Origin of the sequence: Nocardia flavorosea NBRC 108225, assembly GCF_001613385.1 — a bacterium.
In the GTDB taxonomy this organism is placed as follows: Bacteria; Actinomycetota; Actinomycetes; order Mycobacteriales; family Mycobacteriaceae; genus Nocardia; species Nocardia flavorosea.
Map to the genome: position 1 here is coordinate 383,831 of NZ_BDCG01000016.1, position 16,531 is coordinate 400,361.

17 protein-coding genes are annotated in these 16,531 nt (G+C 65.8%); 6 read left to right on the plus strand and 11 right to left on the minus strand.

The window, feature by feature from the left end; all coding sequences use genetic code 11:
• Nucleotides 1-181 precede the first annotated feature (181 nt).
• The 5 genes from NFL01S_RS22130 to NFL01S_RS22150 all read right to left on the minus strand — a co-directional run bounded on the left by NFL01S_RS22130 (nt 182) and on the right by NFL01S_RS22150 (nt 6,675).
• Nucleotides 182-1,024 (minus strand): HpcH/HpaI aldolase/citrate lyase family protein, encoded by an 843-nt coding sequence (locus NFL01S_RS22130; RefSeq protein WP_062978147.1) that lies wholly within the window; start codon nt 1,022-1,024, stop codon nt 182-184.
• 43 nt (nt 1,025-1,067) lie between these two features.
• Nucleotides 1,068-1,547, minus strand: coding sequence for a MaoC family dehydratase (locus NFL01S_RS22135; protein ID WP_033247024.1), 480 nt, complete (start codon nt 1,545-1,547; stop codon nt 1,068-1,070).
• 47 nt (nt 1,548-1,594) lie between these two features.
• On the minus strand, nt 1,595-2,755 hold the full coding sequence (locus NFL01S_RS22140; protein WP_062978148.1) for an acyl-CoA dehydrogenase family protein: 1,161 nt from the start codon (nt 2,753-2,755) through the stop codon (nt 1,595-1,597).
• Between the two features lie 81 nt (nt 2,756-2,836).
• Nucleotides 2,837-5,056, minus strand: coding sequence for an ATP-binding protein (locus tag NFL01S_RS22145; RefSeq protein ID WP_084493080.1), 2,220 nt, complete (start codon nt 5,054-5,056; stop codon nt 2,837-2,839).
• Nucleotides 5,056-6,675 carry a carboxyl transferase domain-containing protein gene (locus NFL01S_RS22150; RefSeq protein ID WP_062978149.1) on the minus strand — a complete coding sequence of 540 codons (1,620 nt, stop codon included), beginning with the start codon at nt 6,673-6,675 and terminating at the stop codon, nt 5,056-5,058. The genes NFL01S_RS22145 and NFL01S_RS22150 overlap by 1 nt, the downstream gene beginning before the upstream one ends.
• A 95-nt stretch (nt 6,676-6,770) precedes the next feature.
• Here NFL01S_RS22150 and NFL01S_RS22155 point away from each other — a divergent pair, with 95 nt between their 5' ends.
• The 3 genes from NFL01S_RS22155 (at nt 6,771) to NFL01S_RS22165 (ending at nt 8,180) form a co-directional block, all read left to right on the plus strand.
• A complete protein-coding gene (locus NFL01S_RS22155) occupies nt 6,771-7,376 on the plus strand; it encodes an SACE_7040 family transcriptional regulator (RefSeq protein ID WP_062978150.1) in 606 nt (201 codons plus the stop codon).
• Nucleotides 7,377-7,641: 265 nt separating this feature from the next.
• Entirely contained in the window at nt 7,642-7,926 is a 285-nt protein-coding gene (locus NFL01S_RS22160; RefSeq protein ID WP_062978151.1) for a type II toxin-antitoxin system Phd/YefM family antitoxin, read from the plus strand.
• A complete protein-coding gene (locus tag NFL01S_RS22165; protein ID WP_062978152.1) occupies nt 7,923-8,180 on the plus strand; it encodes a Txe/YoeB family addiction module toxin in 258 nt (85 codons plus the stop codon). Before NFL01S_RS22160 ends, NFL01S_RS22165 begins: the two co-directional genes overlap by 4 nt.
• Before the next feature lie 54 nt (nt 8,181-8,234).
• On the opposite strand, the gene NFL01S_RS37675 is transcribed toward NFL01S_RS22165, so the two are convergent.
• A complete protein-coding gene (locus NFL01S_RS37675; RefSeq protein WP_371851840.1) occupies nt 8,235-8,585 on the minus strand; it encodes a 2'-5' RNA ligase family protein in 351 nt (116 codons plus the stop codon).
• A complete protein-coding gene (locus NFL01S_RS35655; protein ID WP_157116785.1) occupies nt 8,473-9,735 on the minus strand; it encodes a helix-turn-helix domain-containing protein in 1,263 nt (420 codons plus the stop codon). Before NFL01S_RS35655 ends, NFL01S_RS37675 begins: the two co-directional genes overlap by 113 nt.
• A gap of 545 nt (nt 9,736-10,280) precedes the next feature.
• Here NFL01S_RS35655 and NFL01S_RS35660 point away from each other — a divergent pair.
• Nucleotides 10,281-10,448, plus strand: coding sequence for a hypothetical protein (locus NFL01S_RS35660; protein ID WP_157116787.1), 168 nt, complete (start codon nt 10,281-10,283; stop codon nt 10,446-10,448).
• 303 nt (nt 10,449-10,751) lie between these two features.
• Here the strand turns inward: NFL01S_RS35660 and NFL01S_RS22180 are convergent, their stop codons facing one another.
• Nucleotides 10,752-12,194, minus strand: a complete 1,443-nt coding sequence (locus NFL01S_RS22180; protein WP_157116789.1) for an AAA family ATPase — start codon at nt 12,192-12,194, stop codon at nt 10,752-10,754.
• Nucleotides 12,195-12,476: 282 nt separating this feature from the next.
• On the opposite strand from NFL01S_RS22180, the gene NFL01S_RS22185 reads away from it, so the two are divergent.
• The gene (locus NFL01S_RS22185; protein ID WP_062978156.1) at nt 12,477-12,941 is read left to right on the plus strand and encodes a YybH family protein; all 465 of its coding nucleotides are present in this window, start codon (nt 12,477-12,479) and stop codon (nt 12,939-12,941) included.
• 114 nt (nt 12,942-13,055) lie between these two features.
• Here NFL01S_RS22185 and NFL01S_RS22190 read toward each other — a convergent pair whose 3' ends face one another.
• From NFL01S_RS22190 to NFL01S_RS22200, 3 genes are all read right to left on the minus strand, one after another.
• A complete protein-coding gene (locus tag NFL01S_RS22190) occupies nt 13,056-13,655 on the minus strand; it encodes a hypothetical protein (protein WP_157116791.1) in 600 nt (199 codons plus the stop codon).
• A 168-nt stretch (nt 13,656-13,823) separates the two neighbouring features.
• A complete protein-coding gene (locus NFL01S_RS22195) occupies nt 13,824-15,203 on the minus strand; it encodes an MFS transporter (protein ID WP_062978225.1) in 1,380 nt (459 codons plus the stop codon).
• A 379-nt stretch (nt 15,204-15,582) separates the two neighbouring features.
• Nucleotides 15,583-15,930 (minus strand): DoxX family protein, encoded by a 348-nt coding sequence (locus NFL01S_RS22200; protein WP_062978158.1) that lies wholly within the window; start codon nt 15,928-15,930, stop codon nt 15,583-15,585.
• Nucleotides 15,931-16,079: 149 nt separating this feature from the next.
• Between NFL01S_RS22200 and NFL01S_RS22205 the strand changes: the two genes are divergently transcribed.
• A complete protein-coding gene (locus NFL01S_RS22205) occupies nt 16,080-16,505 on the plus strand; it encodes a PPOX class F420-dependent oxidoreductase (protein ID WP_062978159.1) in 426 nt (141 codons plus the stop codon).
• Nucleotides 16,506-16,531: the final 26 nt, after the last annotated feature.

The following is a 16,531-nucleotide window of genomic DNA, read 5'->3' on the forward strand; positions in this document are numbered from 1 at the left end:
CATCGGTAATCCTTGCCCAGCCGGGCGCCGCAGGTCGAGTATCGGTGACAGACGCCGGTCGTTGCCGGCTTCCGTACCGAGACGGACCGGGGCAGTCCGGTGAAAAGCCCCGGGCCCGGTCCGATGATTCATCGAGCCGGGGAGCCGGAGGTCCTGTGCGTGGCGGGGCATAGTTGGCTGGTCAGCCGAGATTTCCGGCAGGCCGGTGGACGGCTCGCTGCAGTATCTGCTCGGCGTGGCGGAGTAGCGGAGAATCCACCATTCGGCCCTCGTAGGTGAAGACGCCGCGGTGGTTCGGGGCAGCGGCGAGTACGCCCTCGGCCCAGGTGATCTCTTCGGCCGAGGGAGCGTAGGCCGCGCGGATCACCGGGATCTGGGAGGGATGGATGGCGACCTTGATATCGAAACCCACGGCCACCGCGTCTTCGGCTTCGGTGCGCAACCCATCGAGGTCCCGGATATTCAGGTACACCATGTCCAGGGCGAGCCGCCGGTATGCCTTCGCGGCGAGGAGGCCGGTGCTGCGCAGATGCAATGCCACATCCCGGTAGCTGCCGTCCGGGCGCCGGGTGCCGGTACCGCCCAGGGCGGCGACGAGGTCCTCGACCCCGCACATCACGCCCAAGGTGTTCGGTGCGGCGGCTATCGACTCGATGGCCAGCGCACCTGCCGGGGATTCGATGAGCGCGAAAACCTCGTACCCGGTGAGACCGGACACCTGTTCGGCGGATTCGGCTTTCGGCAGCATGATCAGCCGGTACTCGGTGCTGCGCAGGGCCTGCAGGTCCAGGTCGTGGTCGGCGGTGCCGGCGGGGTTGACCCGCACCACGGTGGTGGCTGGGTCGAGCGGGGTTTCGGTGAGTGCCGTGCGGGCGGCGGGTTTATCGGCCGGTGCGACACCGTCCTCGAGGTCGAGGATCACCACGTCCGCGGCGTCGGCGGCCTTGCGGTAACGCTCCGGACGATCGGCCGGGCAGAACAGCCATGCCGGGCCGGCGGGCTCCCAGCCGGTGGGTCCGGTCATCGGACCTTCCTCCTCCGCGTACCGGCCGCGGCGGTGCGCGGGTTCACGCCTGCTCCGCCGGGCGCATCCGGATCATGGCGTGCCGTACGGCGATACCCACGATGGCGCCGTGCTGGTTGCGCGCCACATGCCGGAACGTGACCACTCCCTGGCCGGGCCGGCTCTTCGATTCGCGTTTCTTCAGAACCACGGTTTCGACGTAGATGGTGTCGCCGTGGAACAGCGGCGCCGGGAACTTCACCTCCTCGAAACCGAGATTGGCGACCGTGGTGCCCTGCGTGAGGTGCGCGACCGCCAACCCGACCATCGTGCCGAGGGTGAACAGCGAGTTCACCAGCCGCTCGTGGAACGGTTCCTGGGCGTCGCTGTAGGCCTTGTCGATGTGCAGGCCCTGGTTGTTCATGGTCAGGGTGCTGAACAGCACATTGTCGGTTTCGGTCATGGTCCGGCCGGGCCGGTGCTCGTAGAGCACACCGGTTTCCAATTCCTCGAACCACAGACCGGACTGTACGACCCTTTTCAGGCCGGTGGTGTCGTGCTCGACATTTTTGGTGATCTTGTCCTCGCTGCTCACAGCCCGAGCTCCCGTCCGATCAGCATCAGTTGTACTTCCGTGGTGCCCTCGCCGATTTCCAGGATCTTGCTGTCGCGGTAGTGGCGGGCCACCGGGTATTCGTTCATGAACCCGTAGCCGCCGAAGATCTGGGTGGCATCCCGGGCATTGTCCATCGCGGCCTCGCTGGCCACCAGCTTCGCAATGGAAGCTTGCTTCTTGAAAGGTTTCCCGGCCAGCATGAGCGCCGCCGCGTCGTAGTAGGCGGTGCGGGCGGTATGCGCGCGGGCCTCCATCCGGGCGATTGTGAAGGCGATCGCCTGGTTGCTGCCGATCGTCCGGCCGAACGCCTCGCGTTCGCCGGCGTAGCGTACGCATTCGTCCACACAGCCCTGGGCCGCGCCCACCGACAGCGCGGCGATGGCAATGCGGCCCTCGTCCAGGATGCGCAGGAAGTTGGCGTAGCCGCGGCCGCGTTCGCCGAGCAGGTTCTCCTTGGGCACCCGGACATCGGTGAACGTCAGCGGATGGGTGTCCGAGGCGTTCCAGCCGACCTTGTTGTAGGCGGGTTCGGCGGTGAAACCGGGGGTATCGGCGGGCACCAGGATGGTGGAGATCTCCTTCTTGCCGCCGGTCTGCCCGGTCACCGCGGTCACGGTCACCAGGGCGGTGATATCGGTGCCGGAGTTGGTGATGAACTGCTTGTTACCGTTGATGATCCAGCTGTCACCGTCCTCGACGGCGGTGGTGCGGGTACCGCCGGCATCGCTGCCCGCGCCCGGTTCGGTGAGCCCGAACGCACCCAGATTCTCGCCACTGGCCAGCCGGGGCAGCCATTCCTGCTTCTGCTTCTCGTCACCGAACCGATAGATCGGCATGGCGCCCAGCGAAACCCCGGCCTCCAGGGTGATGGCGACGCTCTGGTCGATTTTGCCGAGTTCTTCGAGGGCCAGGCACAGCGCGAAATAATCGCCGCCCATCCCGCCGTACTCCTCGGGGAACGGCAACCCGAACAGACCCATCTTCGCCATCCCCGCGACGACCTCGTACGGGAAACTGTGCTCGGCATCGTGTTTGGCCGCCACGGGCGCGACAACCTGGTTCGCGAAATCCCGTACGGTCAGCGCGAGGTCGCGGTAGTGGTCGGGCAGGGTGCCGGTGGACAGGAAATCGCTCACCTTTGCCTCATTTCGTTCTCGGAGTGGTACCGGGTCGCCGAGCCATCCGGCGTCGACCCTGTGGTCGTCGATCCCGGGGGATCATTCGGGATCGGCACCGATGTATTCGGCGGAATGCGCGGGATCAGTTGTTCCGGCGTTCGATGCGGGCTCCGTGGCGGACGCGGTATCTGTGCCGCCCGGCCCGGTGGAGCCGATGGCATCGGGCGCGGCCGCCGACCCTGCTGATCGGTCGTCGCCGGCGCCCGGGACCGCGCCCGCGGATTCGCCTCCGGCGGGCTCGACATGGACCCGGGCGAGTACCTCGTCGAGCCGCACCGAAGCGCCGGCTGCGACCAGGATCTCGACGGTTCCGGCGAGTGGCGCGATGAGCGAATGCTCCATTTTCATCGCCTCGACGACCAGGACCGGGTCGCCGGCCGCCACGGTCGCGCCGCTGTCTGCGGCGACCGCGAGCACGGTTCCGGGCATCGGACTGCGGATCTCGGCATCGTGCACCGCGGCGGCGTCGGCCCGGACCGCATCCTCGGCCAGTTCCCGCACCGCCGCTACTCCGCCCGGCCCGCCCACCCAGAGGGTGCCGTCCGATTCCGCGACCCGGTAGCTGCGCCGCAGGCCGTCGAACGTGAGGGTGACGGTACGGACGGAATCGCCGGAATCCTGCTCCGACCGAACCAGTTCTGCTGTCACCGATACCGGTTCGGCGTCCTCCACGCGCAGGCCGGCCGAATCCGGGATCCCCGTGAGGTGGACGTGCACCGTGCGATCGCCGCCGGCCAGCCGGACCCGGATCGGTGCGGCCGTCCCTACCCGCCACCCGGTCGGGTAGGACCACGGGTCGGCCGGTTCCGACGGCCATTGCCGCAGCCAGCGGTATACGGCGGCGGCCGCGAAGACATCGTCGGCGACCGGATCCGGCGCGAAATCGCCGGCTCGCCGGTCCAGGAGCGCGGTATCCAGGCGACCCGCGACCACAGCGGGGTCGGCCAGCAGGAAACGCAGGAAATCGGTGTTGGTGCGCACCCCGAGTACCGCGGTCTCGGCGAGCGCCCGATCCAGCGCGGCCAGCGCGGCCGCGCGGTCGGGGCCGTGGGCGATGACCTTCGCGAGCATCGGATCGTAATCGCTGCCCACCACGGTGCCCACCGCGAGCCCGGAATCCATCCGGACACCCGAACCGGCCGGTTCCCGCAGATCGAGGACCGTGCCACCCGTCGGCAGGAAACCGCGTCCCGGATCCTCTGCGTATACCCGCGCCTCGATTGCATGGCCGTGCAGCCGGATATCGTCCTGTTCCAGCCGGATCCGCTGTCCGGCGGCGATCCGGACCTGGCATTCCACCAGATCGAACCCGGTGACCAGTTCGGTCACCGGATGTTCCACCTGCAGGCGGGTGTTCATCTCCATGAAGAAGAACTCGTCCGGGCGGTCGGCGGAGACGATGAACTCCACCGTGCCCGCGCCCACATAGTCCACGCTGCGCGCGGTGGCGCAGGCGGCGGCGCCGATCCGGGCGCGGGTCTCGGCATCCAGCAACGGTGAAGGTGCTTCCTCGATCACCTTCTGATGCCGGCGCTGCAGACTGCACTCCCGTTCACCCAGATGCAGCACGGTGCCGTGGGTATCGGCCAGGACCTGCACTTCGATATGCCGCGGACGGGTGACGAACCGCTCCAGGAACAGGGTCTCGTCACCGAACGCGGAAGCGGCCTCCCGGCGAGCGCTGACCAGGGCGGCGGGCAGGTCGGCGGGGTCGTCGACGCGCCGCATCCCCTTGCCGCCGCCGCCCGCGGACGGTTTGACCAGTACGGGATAGCCGATATCGGTGGCGGCGGCGATGAGCTGGTCGTCCGTCAGACCCGGTTCGGCGATGCCCGGGACCACCGGCACACCCGAGGCGGACACCGTGGTCTTGGCGGTGATCTTGTCGCCCATGACCTCGATCGCCTTCGCGGGCGGGCCGAGGAAAACGATACCGGCGGCCTCCAGTGCGGCCGCGAAAGTGGCGTTCTCGGAAAGGAAGCCGTATCCCGGGTGCACGGCTCCGGCGCCGGTGCGGCGGGCGGCATCCACGACGCGGTCGATGTTCAGATAGCTGTCGCGGGCCGCGGCCGGTCCCAGCCGGACCGCGGTATCCGCGGCCTGAACATGCGCGGCGTGCGCGTCGGCGTCGCTGTACACAGCCACCGACCGCAATCCCATGGCGCGCAGGGTGCGGATGACGCGGACGGCGATCTCACCGCGATTGGCCACCAGTACGGTGTCGAACGGCAGGGGCTGGTTGGTGTTCAGCACGGTCATCACATCCTGAAAACGCCGTAGGAGACCGGTTCCAGCGGCGCCTGCGCGCACACCGAGAGGGCCAGTCCGAGCACGGTTCGGGTATCGGCGGGGTCGATGACCCCGTCGTCCCAGAGCCGGGCGGTCGAATAGTAGGGATTGCCCTGCGCCTCGTACTGGCGCCGGATCGGCTCCTTGAACGCCCCCTGATCGGCTTCGCTCCAGGGTTGACCGTTGCCGTCGAGCTGATCGCCGCGCACGGTGGCCAGCACCGACGCCGCCTGCTCACCGCCCATCACCGAGATCCGGGCATTCGGCCACATCCACAGGAACCGCGGCGAATAGGCCCGCCCGCACATCGAATAGTTCCCGGCGCCGTACGAGCCGCCGATCACCACGGTCAGCTTCGGCACCCGCGCACACGCCACCGCGGTGACCATCTTGGCGCCGTGTTTGGCGATCCCGGAGGCCTCGTAATCACGTCCGACCATGAAACCGGTGATGTTCTGCAGGAACAGCAGCGGGATCTTGCGTTTGTCGCAGAGTTCGATGAAATGCGCGCCCTTCATGGCGGATTCGCCGAACAGCACACCGTTGTTGGCCACGATCCCGACCGGATGCCCATGGATATGGGCGAATCCGGTGACGAGGGTGGTGCCGTACTCCGCTTTGAATTCGTGGAATCCGGATTCGCCGGTGGTATCCGCGTCGACAAGCCGGTGGATGACCTCGCGGACATCGTAGGGAGTACGCAGATCCACCGGAACCACGTCGTACAGGTCGTCGGCGGGGACGGCGGGTTCGCGGGCCTGCTGCACCGACCACGCCGGTTCCGGGCGGGGTCCGAGCGTGCCGACGATGCGGCGCACGATCCGCAACGCGTCCCGGTCGTCGTCGGCCAGGTGATCGGTGACCCCCGAGGTCCGCGAATGCAACGCACCTCCGCCGAGCTCCTCGGCCGTCACCACCTCACCCGTGGCAGCCTTCACCAGCGGTGGCCCGCCGAGGAAGATCGTACCCTGATCCCGCACGATCACCGCTTCGTCGCTCATGGCCGGCACGTAGGCGCCGCCCGCGGTGCACGACCCCATCACCGCCGCGATCTGCGGGATCTCCTGTGCGCTCATGGTGGCCTGGTTGTAGAAGATCCGGCCGAAATGCTCGCGGTCCGGGAACACCTCGTCCTGTTCGGGCAGGTAGGCGCCGCCGGAGTCGACAAGATACACGCACGGCAGCTTGTTGTGCAGCGCCACTTCCTGGGCGCGCAGATGCTTCTTCACTGTGATCGGGTAGTAGGTGCCGCCCTTCACGGTGGCGTCGTTGGCGACGATCACGCATTCGCGGCCCGCCACCCGTCCGATACCGGTGATGATTCCGGCGCCCGGCGATTGGTCGCCGTACATCCCGTTGGCGGCCAGCGGGGAGAGCTCCAGGAACGGACTGCCCGGGTCGAGCAGTTGATCCACTCGGTCGCGTGGCAGGAGTTTGCCGCGGTCGATATGGCGCTGCCGGGCCTTCTCCGGGCCACCGAGGGCTGTCTCGGTGAGGCGGCGGTGCAACTCGTCGACCAGGGCCTGATTGGCGGCCCGGTTATCGGTTGCCGGCCGGTTGGCGGTCGCGGGGCTCGCGGTGCGGGTCATCGCATGATCCTGCCCATCTGAGTTAATCGCTGATAACTGGATTTCAGGTTAATCTTGACTAACCGAGTTGTCCAGAGAATGCCGAAGGAGTACGGGTGACCAGCGCCGATTCTGCCACCCCGACCCGTCGCGAACAGCTGAAACAGCAGCGCCGCGACCAATTGCTGGCCGCCGGCGCCCGGCTGATCGCCGAACGCGGCTACCTCGGCATGCGCCTCGACGATCTCGGCGCGGCGGTCGGTATCAGCGGTCCCGCGGTATACCGGCATTTCCCGAACAAGGAAGCCCTGCTCGTCGAACTCCTGGTCGGCATCAGCCGCCGCCTGCTCGACGGCGGCACGGCGGTCGCGGCCGCCGCCCCCGACCCGTCCGAAGCCCTGGCAGGTCTGGTGGATTTCCACCTCGACTTCGCACTCGGCGAACCCGAACTCATCCGCATCCAGGACCGCGACCTCGACAACGTCCCGCCGCCGGAGCGCCGGGAGGTCCGGCGCACCCAGCGCCAGTACGTGGAGATCTGGGTCCGGGTGCTGTGTGGTCTGACCCCAGGGCTGGATGAGGACACGGCCCGTGTCCAGGCGCATGCGGTATTCGGCCTGCTCAACTCCACGCCACACAGCGCCGGTGCGGCCCGTGGACGCAGCCGGACCCTCCTGCGCGCGATGGCCTTGGCCGCGCTCACTGGCCCGCTGCCGGACTGAGGTTGCGTCGGCGGCGGACCACTTCCGGGCTCGAGAACCTCCTCCAGTCGCGGAACCGGTTCGCAGCCGTCTCGTGCCGACGCAGCGACCCCGGGCCGATCGCAATGACCAGCACTCCTCCAAGTAGGAGGTATCTATGTAGATGCTGTCTACGTAGATGCCGTCTATGCGGCAGCCGGAACGCAGGCGTAGTGACTGCTTCAGGGGCGCTCGCCGGGTTGGCTGACCCTGGCAGATATGTACATGAACCCTGTACAGTCGACGTATGAGGCAGATTTCTTACACCGAAGCTCGCGCAACCCTGGCAAAGGTGCTCGATACTGCTACCGACGATCTCGAAGAGGTCGTCGTGACTCGCGCCGGTCATGAGCCTGCGGTCGTGGTTTCTCTCCGTGAATACGAGGCGCTGAAGGAAACGGCGCACCTGCTCGGGACCCCCGCCAACGCCCGGCATCTACAACGCGGATTGGAAGAGTTCGCCGCAGGCGGATTCATCCCCGGCGAATGCTTGGACGTGCCCGATGACGATGATTCGGCGGGAGTGGCGTGAAACTCCAGTTCGCTAGTGAGGCCTGGAACGACTACGTGTGGACGGTCGCCAACGACCGGTCCGCAGCACGCAAGATCAACCGGCTGTTCGATGACATCGTGGCCAACGGCCAGGCGGAAGGCATCGGCAAGCCGGAGCCGCTGATTCACAATCTGGCCGGCTGGTGGTCGCGTCGGATCACCCAGGAACACCGTTTGGTGTACCGGGTCGAGGACGATGTAATCCACATCCTGTCTTGCCGCCACCATTACTAGGCTCGTCAGTCGTCGAGATCGTTATTCCAGGCCTCCTGGCCGGGAACAGTGGGTTCACAAGTCCGGAGGAACCGGTGTCAGGGGGACACGCGAAATAACTTGCCAACTGTACGAGCGTTGCCGTCGCTGGAGGAGGACGAGCAGGGCTTCGGTAACCGCCACTGCACTTCTGCGGACAGTCTCGTTTGCGCGGTCGACGGCCTGCATTGCATCCCTCGCGGGAATGCCGTCGGCGTTCGCGTAAGCGATGCTGATGTGCGGAGGGTGGGGTTTGGGGTTGCCGAGTTCCAGTTCAGGGCACGCGGACGCTGTTGCCGAGCGCAAGGTTTCGCGAAGGTTCTGGACTTCGCGGACTGGTGCGACATTGAGCGCCTCGGCGCTGGGGACGCCACTCAGCCGGTCGATTGTGAGTTCGAACGAAGGTACTGCCCCAAGGTGAACTAGTAGTGTTCATTTCTGGAGCTGCGAGTTTCACGTGCCTTTCTACCTCGTCCGTTATCGGCAGAGACAGGTACGCTGTGGCCGCGTTTCCGGAAACTTGTGCGGCGCTGTAACTGCCCAGGGTTACGCTGGACGGAACTCCGATCGGCACATTGTTGCGGGACATCAAGTCGTAGGCGTCGTCCACAGCCCGCCGAACTCCATCAATTTCCCCGAGTTTTCCCATAGCTCTGGCGGCACCATTGACAAGCAACCGGGCGCGCTGAGGTCCGGACCGGTCAAGGGTTATTCCTTTGCGCGCGTACTGTAGCCCCGATTCGTAGTTGCCGGCGTAGTACTCGCAGAAGCTCTGTAGTCCGCATGCCCACGCCTGGAGATTGCAGTCTACCGCGTGTTCGCCGAGTTGAAATGACTCGAGGCAATACGCCCGCGCCAGTGAAAAGTTTCCTTGTCCCACTGCGATGTACCCCAGCAAGCCAGCAGTATGCCCGGCAGTTTCAAACAGTTCACGACGTTGCTGTGGATGGTTGCACTCGTCGATCAGTTTGTCGACAAGGACGCGCTGCCGGATCAATCCGGGTGCGAGTTCGGTGTGGTCCAGTGTTTCGTATTCCTCGATTACCGTGCGTGTTCTGGACCGCAACTGCCGGACGATCTCTGGGTCGGTGGTCCGGCTCAACTTGTGGATCCGGCCCAGGACGTCGACCAAATCTTCACTCGATTCGTCGGACCTATCGCTCACAGCCTGCCGATGCTTTTCGAGGACGATCGAATCGGGAATCTCCCAATTCTCCTCGGGGTGCCAGCCCTTCGCCGCTTCCAGCGCATACCCGGTTCTCCGTCCGGTCTGAGCCCAGGCACGTAGAGCGATCAATCTGCCTTGGGCGCCGAGTGCATCATCGATCGCGGCGATAAGTGGTTGTGAAGGAAGAACCGCGTCCTCCCATTCCGTCATCGAGACATACTGCCGCGAATAGCAGATCATGGCGGCCAGCTCGCGCTGACTCGAGCCCGCGTTGATCCTGAGCCGCTTGTCTTCACGTGCCAACTGATCGGCAACGGTGGGCGGCACTTCGCGTTCGGTGGTCGATATTTCGCCGGCGCCGGTGGACATGCATCCATTCTTGCCCACTACGCGGGTCCGGCAAGTCCTGTTCTGGCTACTTGCCACCTTTCTTGCCTGCTCACTATGGCGTTGTGCTCGATACGAGCGCCACGAACCGGCGCCGAGTCAATCGGAGGGTGAAGTATGACAACGACGAATCGTCCGCTGCCGGTACCTGCCGGGCGCCCGGCCCTGCCAGTCAGGGCTCCGCACAATCTCGCTATGGCCGCCACGGTCAGGCTGTGGCAGTCGGGTATCAAGTGGGTTACCGACGACCCGGTGATCCTGCGTCGCCTGGCTGCTGGTCTCCGGGCTTTGCCCGCACACAACTCGACAGCATCTTGCCGTGCTCAGGACCCGATTCGCGGGTACGCGCATGCACTTCAGGTGATGGATGTCCATGCCGCCCATCGCTGTTGCCCTCGTTACGAGGCGGTGGCAGCGTACGCCTCGGCGGCGCGACCGTGATCGCCCAGAGGCGGACGGTCGTGCTTTGTCGGCCCGGTAGCGACAGCCGGGATGTCGATCGCCTGTCGCACGTCCACGACCTCCGTGTGGTGTACACGGTTTACACGGATGCCCGGCCGGAACTGGCCGCGCGAGTCGCCGTACAGCACGTACTCGACCACGCTGCCGAGGTGGTGATGATTCCTCATCTGACCGATCAGGAATTCCAGGAGAACCGCGCATGGCAGGCGGTGACGTGGTCGCGGACCTGGTGACTGCAACCGGTGTGCTCGGATGCAGGTTCTGAAATCGGGAACCGCACACTCCAAATGCCGTCTACGTAGGAATGTCTCGATTTGTCGGTGCGTGCTGTAACGATTGCTCGGCCCAGCGATCGCGGCTGGGTCTTACCGATCGATTTGTCGGCTGCCGAGATTGCTGCCACCTGCGAGGCAATAATCGTCGCAGAGCAGCGGCTGGGTCCTGACCAGCCTTGCAGGCAGTCACGGTAGTCCCGATGCATCGGCAGCGCCTCCCGAGCGTAGTCCCGTGTCTGGAGCATCGCCGGGCGGCCAGGGCTACCTCCAGGCGGAAAGGACCTCCTCCGGGCCCCAAATCAGGTCGGCCCCCGCGTTTCCTACATCCGCGGCGATCCCGGACCTGCTGGCGACGACGAGCCCGGTTACGCCCGGCTCGTATCCGGGAACCTCGCCGGCGGATTTTCGCAATGTCACGAGATCGCGCCGATCGAATGGCGTACCCAGCCATTTCACCGAGCCGACGAATTCGATCCGATTAGCTACCGGGCCGCGATCGGCGCCTACCAGGTCTACCTCGGGATCGAAGCGCCGATTCCACCAGCCGCCAACGGTTTCAACGGACTCCCACGGCAAGCGGCCGCTGAGCGCGGCCAGTTCCAGCGATTCGCGAATCAGCGGTTCGACAGCTCGCCCGCGCCAGGTGGACCAGCGTCGTTCGATCAGCCGGAACGCACCTGCAGACCGTCCCCGGCGGGAAAGATCCTGAGCGGCACGCAATACCGCGAGGTACAGCCGGAGATTGCTGTCGGCGACCCGGTACAGGGCCGGCTTACCGGGCCGGGTCGACAACGGCTCGTCGATAGCGAGCACTCGTTTGTCAGTGGTCAGCCGCCTCAGGATCGGCGACAGGCTGCCGGAAGCAATGGGCCCGGCGCTGCCACCGGCCGCTGCCGCGATATTGGCGTGAGTCCGGTCGCCGCCGCCAACCGATTCCAGCACGCGGCGTGTTTGATCCGGCGCCGGGAACTCGGCCAGCAGTGCCGATTCCGACACGCTGAACAGCGGCGCCGCCGGATCTGCGCATTCACCCTCCAGGAACTCGAGTGGGGTCCGGCCGCGCGGCCAAGTTCGCAGAATTCCCGGTAGGCCGCCGGTGATCAGGTGTGCATCGATCGCGTCGGCTGCGTCCAGTCCGGTGGCGTCCGCGGTCTCCACCGGGTCGAGGGGGCCGAGAACGAAGTTGTCTGCTCTGCCGTAGAAAGGCCGATCGTAGGCCGTGAGTCGTTCCATCATGTGCAGGTCGCTGCCCAGGAGCAGTAACAGCACCGGAAGCCGCGACAACATCCTGTCCCAGGCGGTTTGTAGGACACCGTCGAAACTCTGGTCTTGCTCGGCCAGCCAGGGAACTTCGTCGATCACCACTACCGACGGGCCTTCCGGGAGCGCTCCCGCTATGGCCCGGAATCCGTCCGCCCACGAACCGAGGTGTTCGGGCACCAGTTCCGGGTCGGTGATCAGCGGGGATTCGCGGAGTTCGCGCAACAACTCCGCGAGGGTTTCCGTGGGCGCGGCGCCTTTGGTTGCGGTGAAATACAGATACGGCACCCCGGACCGGTCGCAGAGCTCCTGAACCAGCCTCGACTTGCCCACCTGCCTTCGCCCGCGGACCGCCACTGCGACTCCCGACGCAGACTCGGTGACACGGCGCAGTCGACTGCCGAGCATGTCCAGTTCGCGTTGTCGTCCGACGAAACCAACCACCCGGCCTCCAATGTAGAAAGGATCTATGTAGAAGATGTCTACATAGAAGGATACTACCCACTCGGGCGGATTCTTCGAAGGTGCTCCATATCGCGCGGGACAGACTGTCGAGAGTGGTCGTGACCTGCTGTGTTCGATCGCGTTGGCCGTGGCGGCCGAGCCGGGACGCTATCGGCTCGGCCGGGGCAACGTCCGTTCCATGCAGGTTGCGACGTATGTCCCCGGCAACAGTGCCGTTGCCGGAAATCTGGAGGCCGGAGCTTCGGGGGTAACGTGCGCCGAGTGAGTTCTGTCGAGCATGCTTCGGTCGGCATTCGGCCGACGGCCGGAATATCCGGTGTCGATGCGGCGATGACCGTTGAGATCGAAAGCCTGTTCCGGGAACTGGAATCCGCGTTGGAGGCCAAGGATGCGGCGGCGTTCGACCGGGTGTTCACCGAAGACGTCGTCTTCATCACGCCGGCGGGGGCAATCTTCCGGGGGTGGGACGAACTGCACGATTACCATAGCGCCCGTCTCGATGACAGTCCCGATGCGCAAGCCCATTTCGAGCTGCTTGCCCTACGTCTTCTGACGCCCGACCACGCAATCGTCAACGTCGAGCAAACTCTGCACACCGCAAAGTTCTCTCTGGCCAACCGGGGTACCTGGGTGCTGCTCCGGCGTGACCGGTCCTGGTGGGTCTGTTCGGTGCACAACACCAATATCGCGGGTTCAGCCAAGGGCCGAACGAACGACCGGCAATGAAAGCTTCGGCGGACTTTCCCGAGCCCCTGCGGCGTGTTGTGATGGTCGAAGTGATGGCATCATGCACGAAATCCGACGATCGATGCTGCCGCGGAGCACATTCGAGCCGGTCGGCTAGGCGGTGATTCGGCGCGGCCCGAAAGCGGCATCGAGGCGTCGCAGGCGTTGGGCTCTCGTTGGGCAGTACAGGGCGAAGAGGAGCCGCCGGGAACGGGGGATCAAGTGTGCGTTGCGGATTTCGTGATCCATCATCAAATCCACGACCGGTCGCCCCATAACCTCGGCCACTCGGTGGTCGACGCGATGGATCATGCGGAAGAACCGTAGTCCGAAGGTCAGTAGGTAGCCGAGGATGTAGAGGCCGCCGAATATCGACAGGGTCACCGAGCGGGGAACTTCGTGATAGGCGGCAACATAGATCAGTGGCAAGGCGATCGCCATGTAGGACAACGCGTAGATGAGGGCAGTCTTGTTCGCCCCGGTTCGCTGGAAATCTATTGCCAGGACCATCATCGCGAGTGCGCCGTCCTGCTCTGCCGCTGGGAGACGATCGAATCCGGGGCCGGCTTTCAGTGCCGGCCGCAAGTTCCAGGCGGAATACCGCAGTCCCAGCGTGCTCCATGCCGGTACGTCCCCTGCCACGATGAGTGGCGCCCGCACACCGAAGGCTGCGGCTAGTTCAGCAGCTCGGGTGCTGATTCGATCAAGATCCACGGGCACATACTTGCTCATCGGCCCCGGCAAGAAAAGACCGTCCGGTATTCTCGAGTCGATGCCCTTGGGCGGCAACCGGCAAATATGGGAAGTGGGGCACCGCATCGCAATCCACGGCATCCGGCCGCAAGCACGGCCGGATATGCCGGGCTTCAGTCCTGGGTGTGATCAGTGCCGGACCGTCGCCGCCGTATCGCGGGCCGCGTCCGCCCGGTCGACATCGGCCAGGTCGAAGCCCTTGGTTTCCCGGGCGACCAGCACCGCGACTGCGGTCACCGCGGCGGCCGCAGCCAGGTAGATGGCGATCGGGACCGGGGAGTCGAACGTGTCCAGGAGTTTGACCGCGATCACCGGGGCCAGCGAGCCCGCGACGATCGAGGTGACCTGGTAGCCGAGGGATACGCCGGAATAGCGCATCCGGGTCGGGAACATTTCCGCCATGATCGCCGGTTGGGGTGCGTACATGAAGCCGTGGGCGATGAGGCCGAGGATGATTGCCGCGGTGATGATCCAGCCGTTGCCGGTGTCCATCATCGGGAAAGCGATGAAGCCCCACAGGCCCGCCGCGATCGTGCCCGCCAGGTAGACCGGACGCCGGCCGATCCGGTCGGTCAGTGCGCCGATCAGCGGGATCACCGCGAAATGCACGGCGTGGGCGGCCAGCAGCCACCACAGGATGTCGTCGGTCGCCATATCGTGCTGGACCTTCAGATAAGTGATGGTGAAGGTGACGACCAGGTAGTACATGATGTTCTCGCCGAAACGCAGGCCCATCGCGGTGAGCACGCCGCGGGGATACCGCTTCAGAACCTCGATCGCACTGAAGGACGAGGTCCTCACCTGTTCGGCTTCCTTCTGCGCCGCGGTGAAGATCGGTGCATCGGTCACCTTGGTGCGGATGTAATAGCCGATCAGCACCACCACCGCGGACAACCAGAATGCGATCCGCCAGCCCCAGGACAGGAAATCGTCCTCGGACAGGACGGTGGTGAGTACCAGCAGAACGACGGTCGCCAGCAGATTGCCGCCGGGGACACCGGATTGTGGCCAGCTCGCCCAGAAACCGCGACTCTTGTCCGGGCTGTGCTCGGCCACCAGCAGGACGGCGCCGCCCCATTCCCCGCCGACCGCGAAACCCTGTAGGAAACGCAGGACGACCAGCAGGGTCGGCGCCAGATAGCCGATCTGGCCGTAGGTGGGCAGGCAGCCCATCAAGAAGGTGGCCGCACCCACCAGGATCAGGCTGAACTGCAGAAGGCGCTTGCGGCCGTATTTATCGCCGAAATGCCCGAAGACGATGCCGCCGAGCGGGCGGGCCGCGAACCCGACCGCATAGGTGAGGAACGCTTTCAGGATCGCATCGAGTTCGCTGTCGGATTCCGGGAAGAAGACCTTGCTGAACACCAGCGTCGCCGCGGTGCCGTAGAGGAAGAACTCGTACCACTCCACCACGGTGCCGGCCATGGACGCGGCGACCACCCGCCGCAACCCGCTCCGCTCCGGTGGTGAGTTCCCGTCGGCCTGTTCCGCACCGTCGACCACGCTCATCGCCCACTCCTCACGCGCTGCGGCCCCGACCCGGAGGGCCATTCGGAGTATGGCCCGGATGAGGGCGCCGCATCGGCAATTCGGCGCGGTTTGTTCGTACGGAGTCCGGTCAGCGGGAGCGGTTGTCCGCGACGGCCACCGGTCAGCCTGCGGGGCTCCCGGCCGCACTCGTCCCCTGCGGACAAGTGCGGCGGTCGTCGCCCTCGGACACACCCGGCGCCGGCTCCGGCGCGGAGGATGATGACCCACCGCGGTTCGGCCACCTCCATATTCGGGGCCGGCCCGGCCTTACCGGTACAGCCGGACGCGGATGCCGCCGGGCGACGATCGGCGCCTGTCCGGAACATGGCCGATCCGGATTTCGTCATCCGCGCCAGGGTTACCGAGCGAGTTGCAGGGCAAGCGTCGCGGCGACCGGAAGCAGGTACAGCAGCGGGAAGACCGAAGTCTTGTACGAGCGTGCGCGTAAGGCCGTCGCGGTGGCGCCGAGGAAGTAGAGGATCAGGCCGACGGCGGCAGCGATGCCGAGCGCGGGCAGTGCGAAACCGGCTACCAGCCCGAGTGCCCCGGCAGTCTTGGCCGCGGCCAGCCAGTTCCACCACGACCGCGGCACACCGTACTGCTCGAGCGGTTCGACGACGAACTGCTGTTTCGAGAACAGCGAGTAGCCCGAGAACCCGACCCAAAGGGCGGTCAGCGTACCGACGAGGTAATAAGCGACGTTCATCTCACACCATCTCTCTCCGGCCGGTGTATCCCGGCGGGTACCTGGTCGACGACGCGGGCAACCCGGGTGTGACATCGCGGTGCCGGCAGCGGCTCGCCGCGCCGCGAGACATGCCCGTGGGACGAAGGTGGCGCCCTAGGCTGATCCGCATGGCCTCGCTTTCCGATCCCAAGGTGCGCGAATTCCTCAACTACGGAACCCGTACCGCCAAGGTGGCGTTCACCGCCGGTGACGGGCGTCCGGTGGTGACCCCGGTCTGGTTCCTGCTCGACGGGGACGAAATCGTGTTCAACACCGGCAAGAACACCGCGAAAGGAAAGGCGTTGCAGCGTGACCCCCGGGTCGCGCTGGTGGTGGACCTCGAGGAGCCGCCCTATGCCGCGGTGCAGATCCAGGGCACGGCCACCTTGTCCGAGGACCCGGCCGAACTGCTGCGGACGGCGACCGCGATCGGCGGCCGTTATATGGGTACGGCCCGAGCCGACGAGTTCGGCCGCCGCAACGGTGTACCCGGTGAACTTCTGGTGCGGGTACAGCCGGCAAAGGTCATCGCCTTCTTCGACGCCGTCGGCTGAGCCGGGCGTCGTCCGCCCGAGGCAGT

Excerpts from the sequence above, each read along its gene's own strand:
- NFL01S_RS22150 (WP_062978149.1), bottom strand. The coding sequence starts at position 6,675 with ATGACCCGCACCGCGAGCCCCGCGACCGCCAACCGGCCGGCAACCGAT.
- NFL01S_RS22130 (WP_062978147.1), bottom strand. The coding sequence starts at position 1,024 with ATGACCGGACCCACCGGCTGGGAGCCCGCCGGCCCGGCATGGCTGTTC.
- NFL01S_RS22145 (WP_084493080.1), bottom strand. The coding sequence starts at position 5,056 with ATGACCGTGCTGAACACCAACCAGCCCCTGCCGTTCGACACCGTACTG.
- NFL01S_RS22200 (WP_062978158.1), bottom strand. The coding sequence starts at position 15,930 with ATGAACGTCGCTTATTACCTCGTCGGTACGCTGACCGCCCTTTGGGTC.
- NFL01S_RS35655 (WP_157116785.1), bottom strand. The coding sequence starts at position 9,735 with ATGTCCACCGGCGCCGGCGAAATATCGACCACCGAACGCGAAGTGCCG.
- NFL01S_RS22205 (WP_062978159.1), top strand. The coding sequence starts at position 16,080 with ATGGCCTCGCTTTCCGATCCCAAGGTGCGCGAATTCCTCAACTACGGA.
- NFL01S_RS22195 (WP_062978225.1), bottom strand. The coding sequence starts at position 15,203 with ATGAGCGTGGTCGACGGTGCGGAACAGGCCGACGGGAACTCACCACCG.
- NFL01S_RS22160 (WP_062978151.1), top strand. The coding sequence starts at position 7,642 with ATGAGGCAGATTTCTTACACCGAAGCTCGCGCAACCCTGGCAAAGGTG.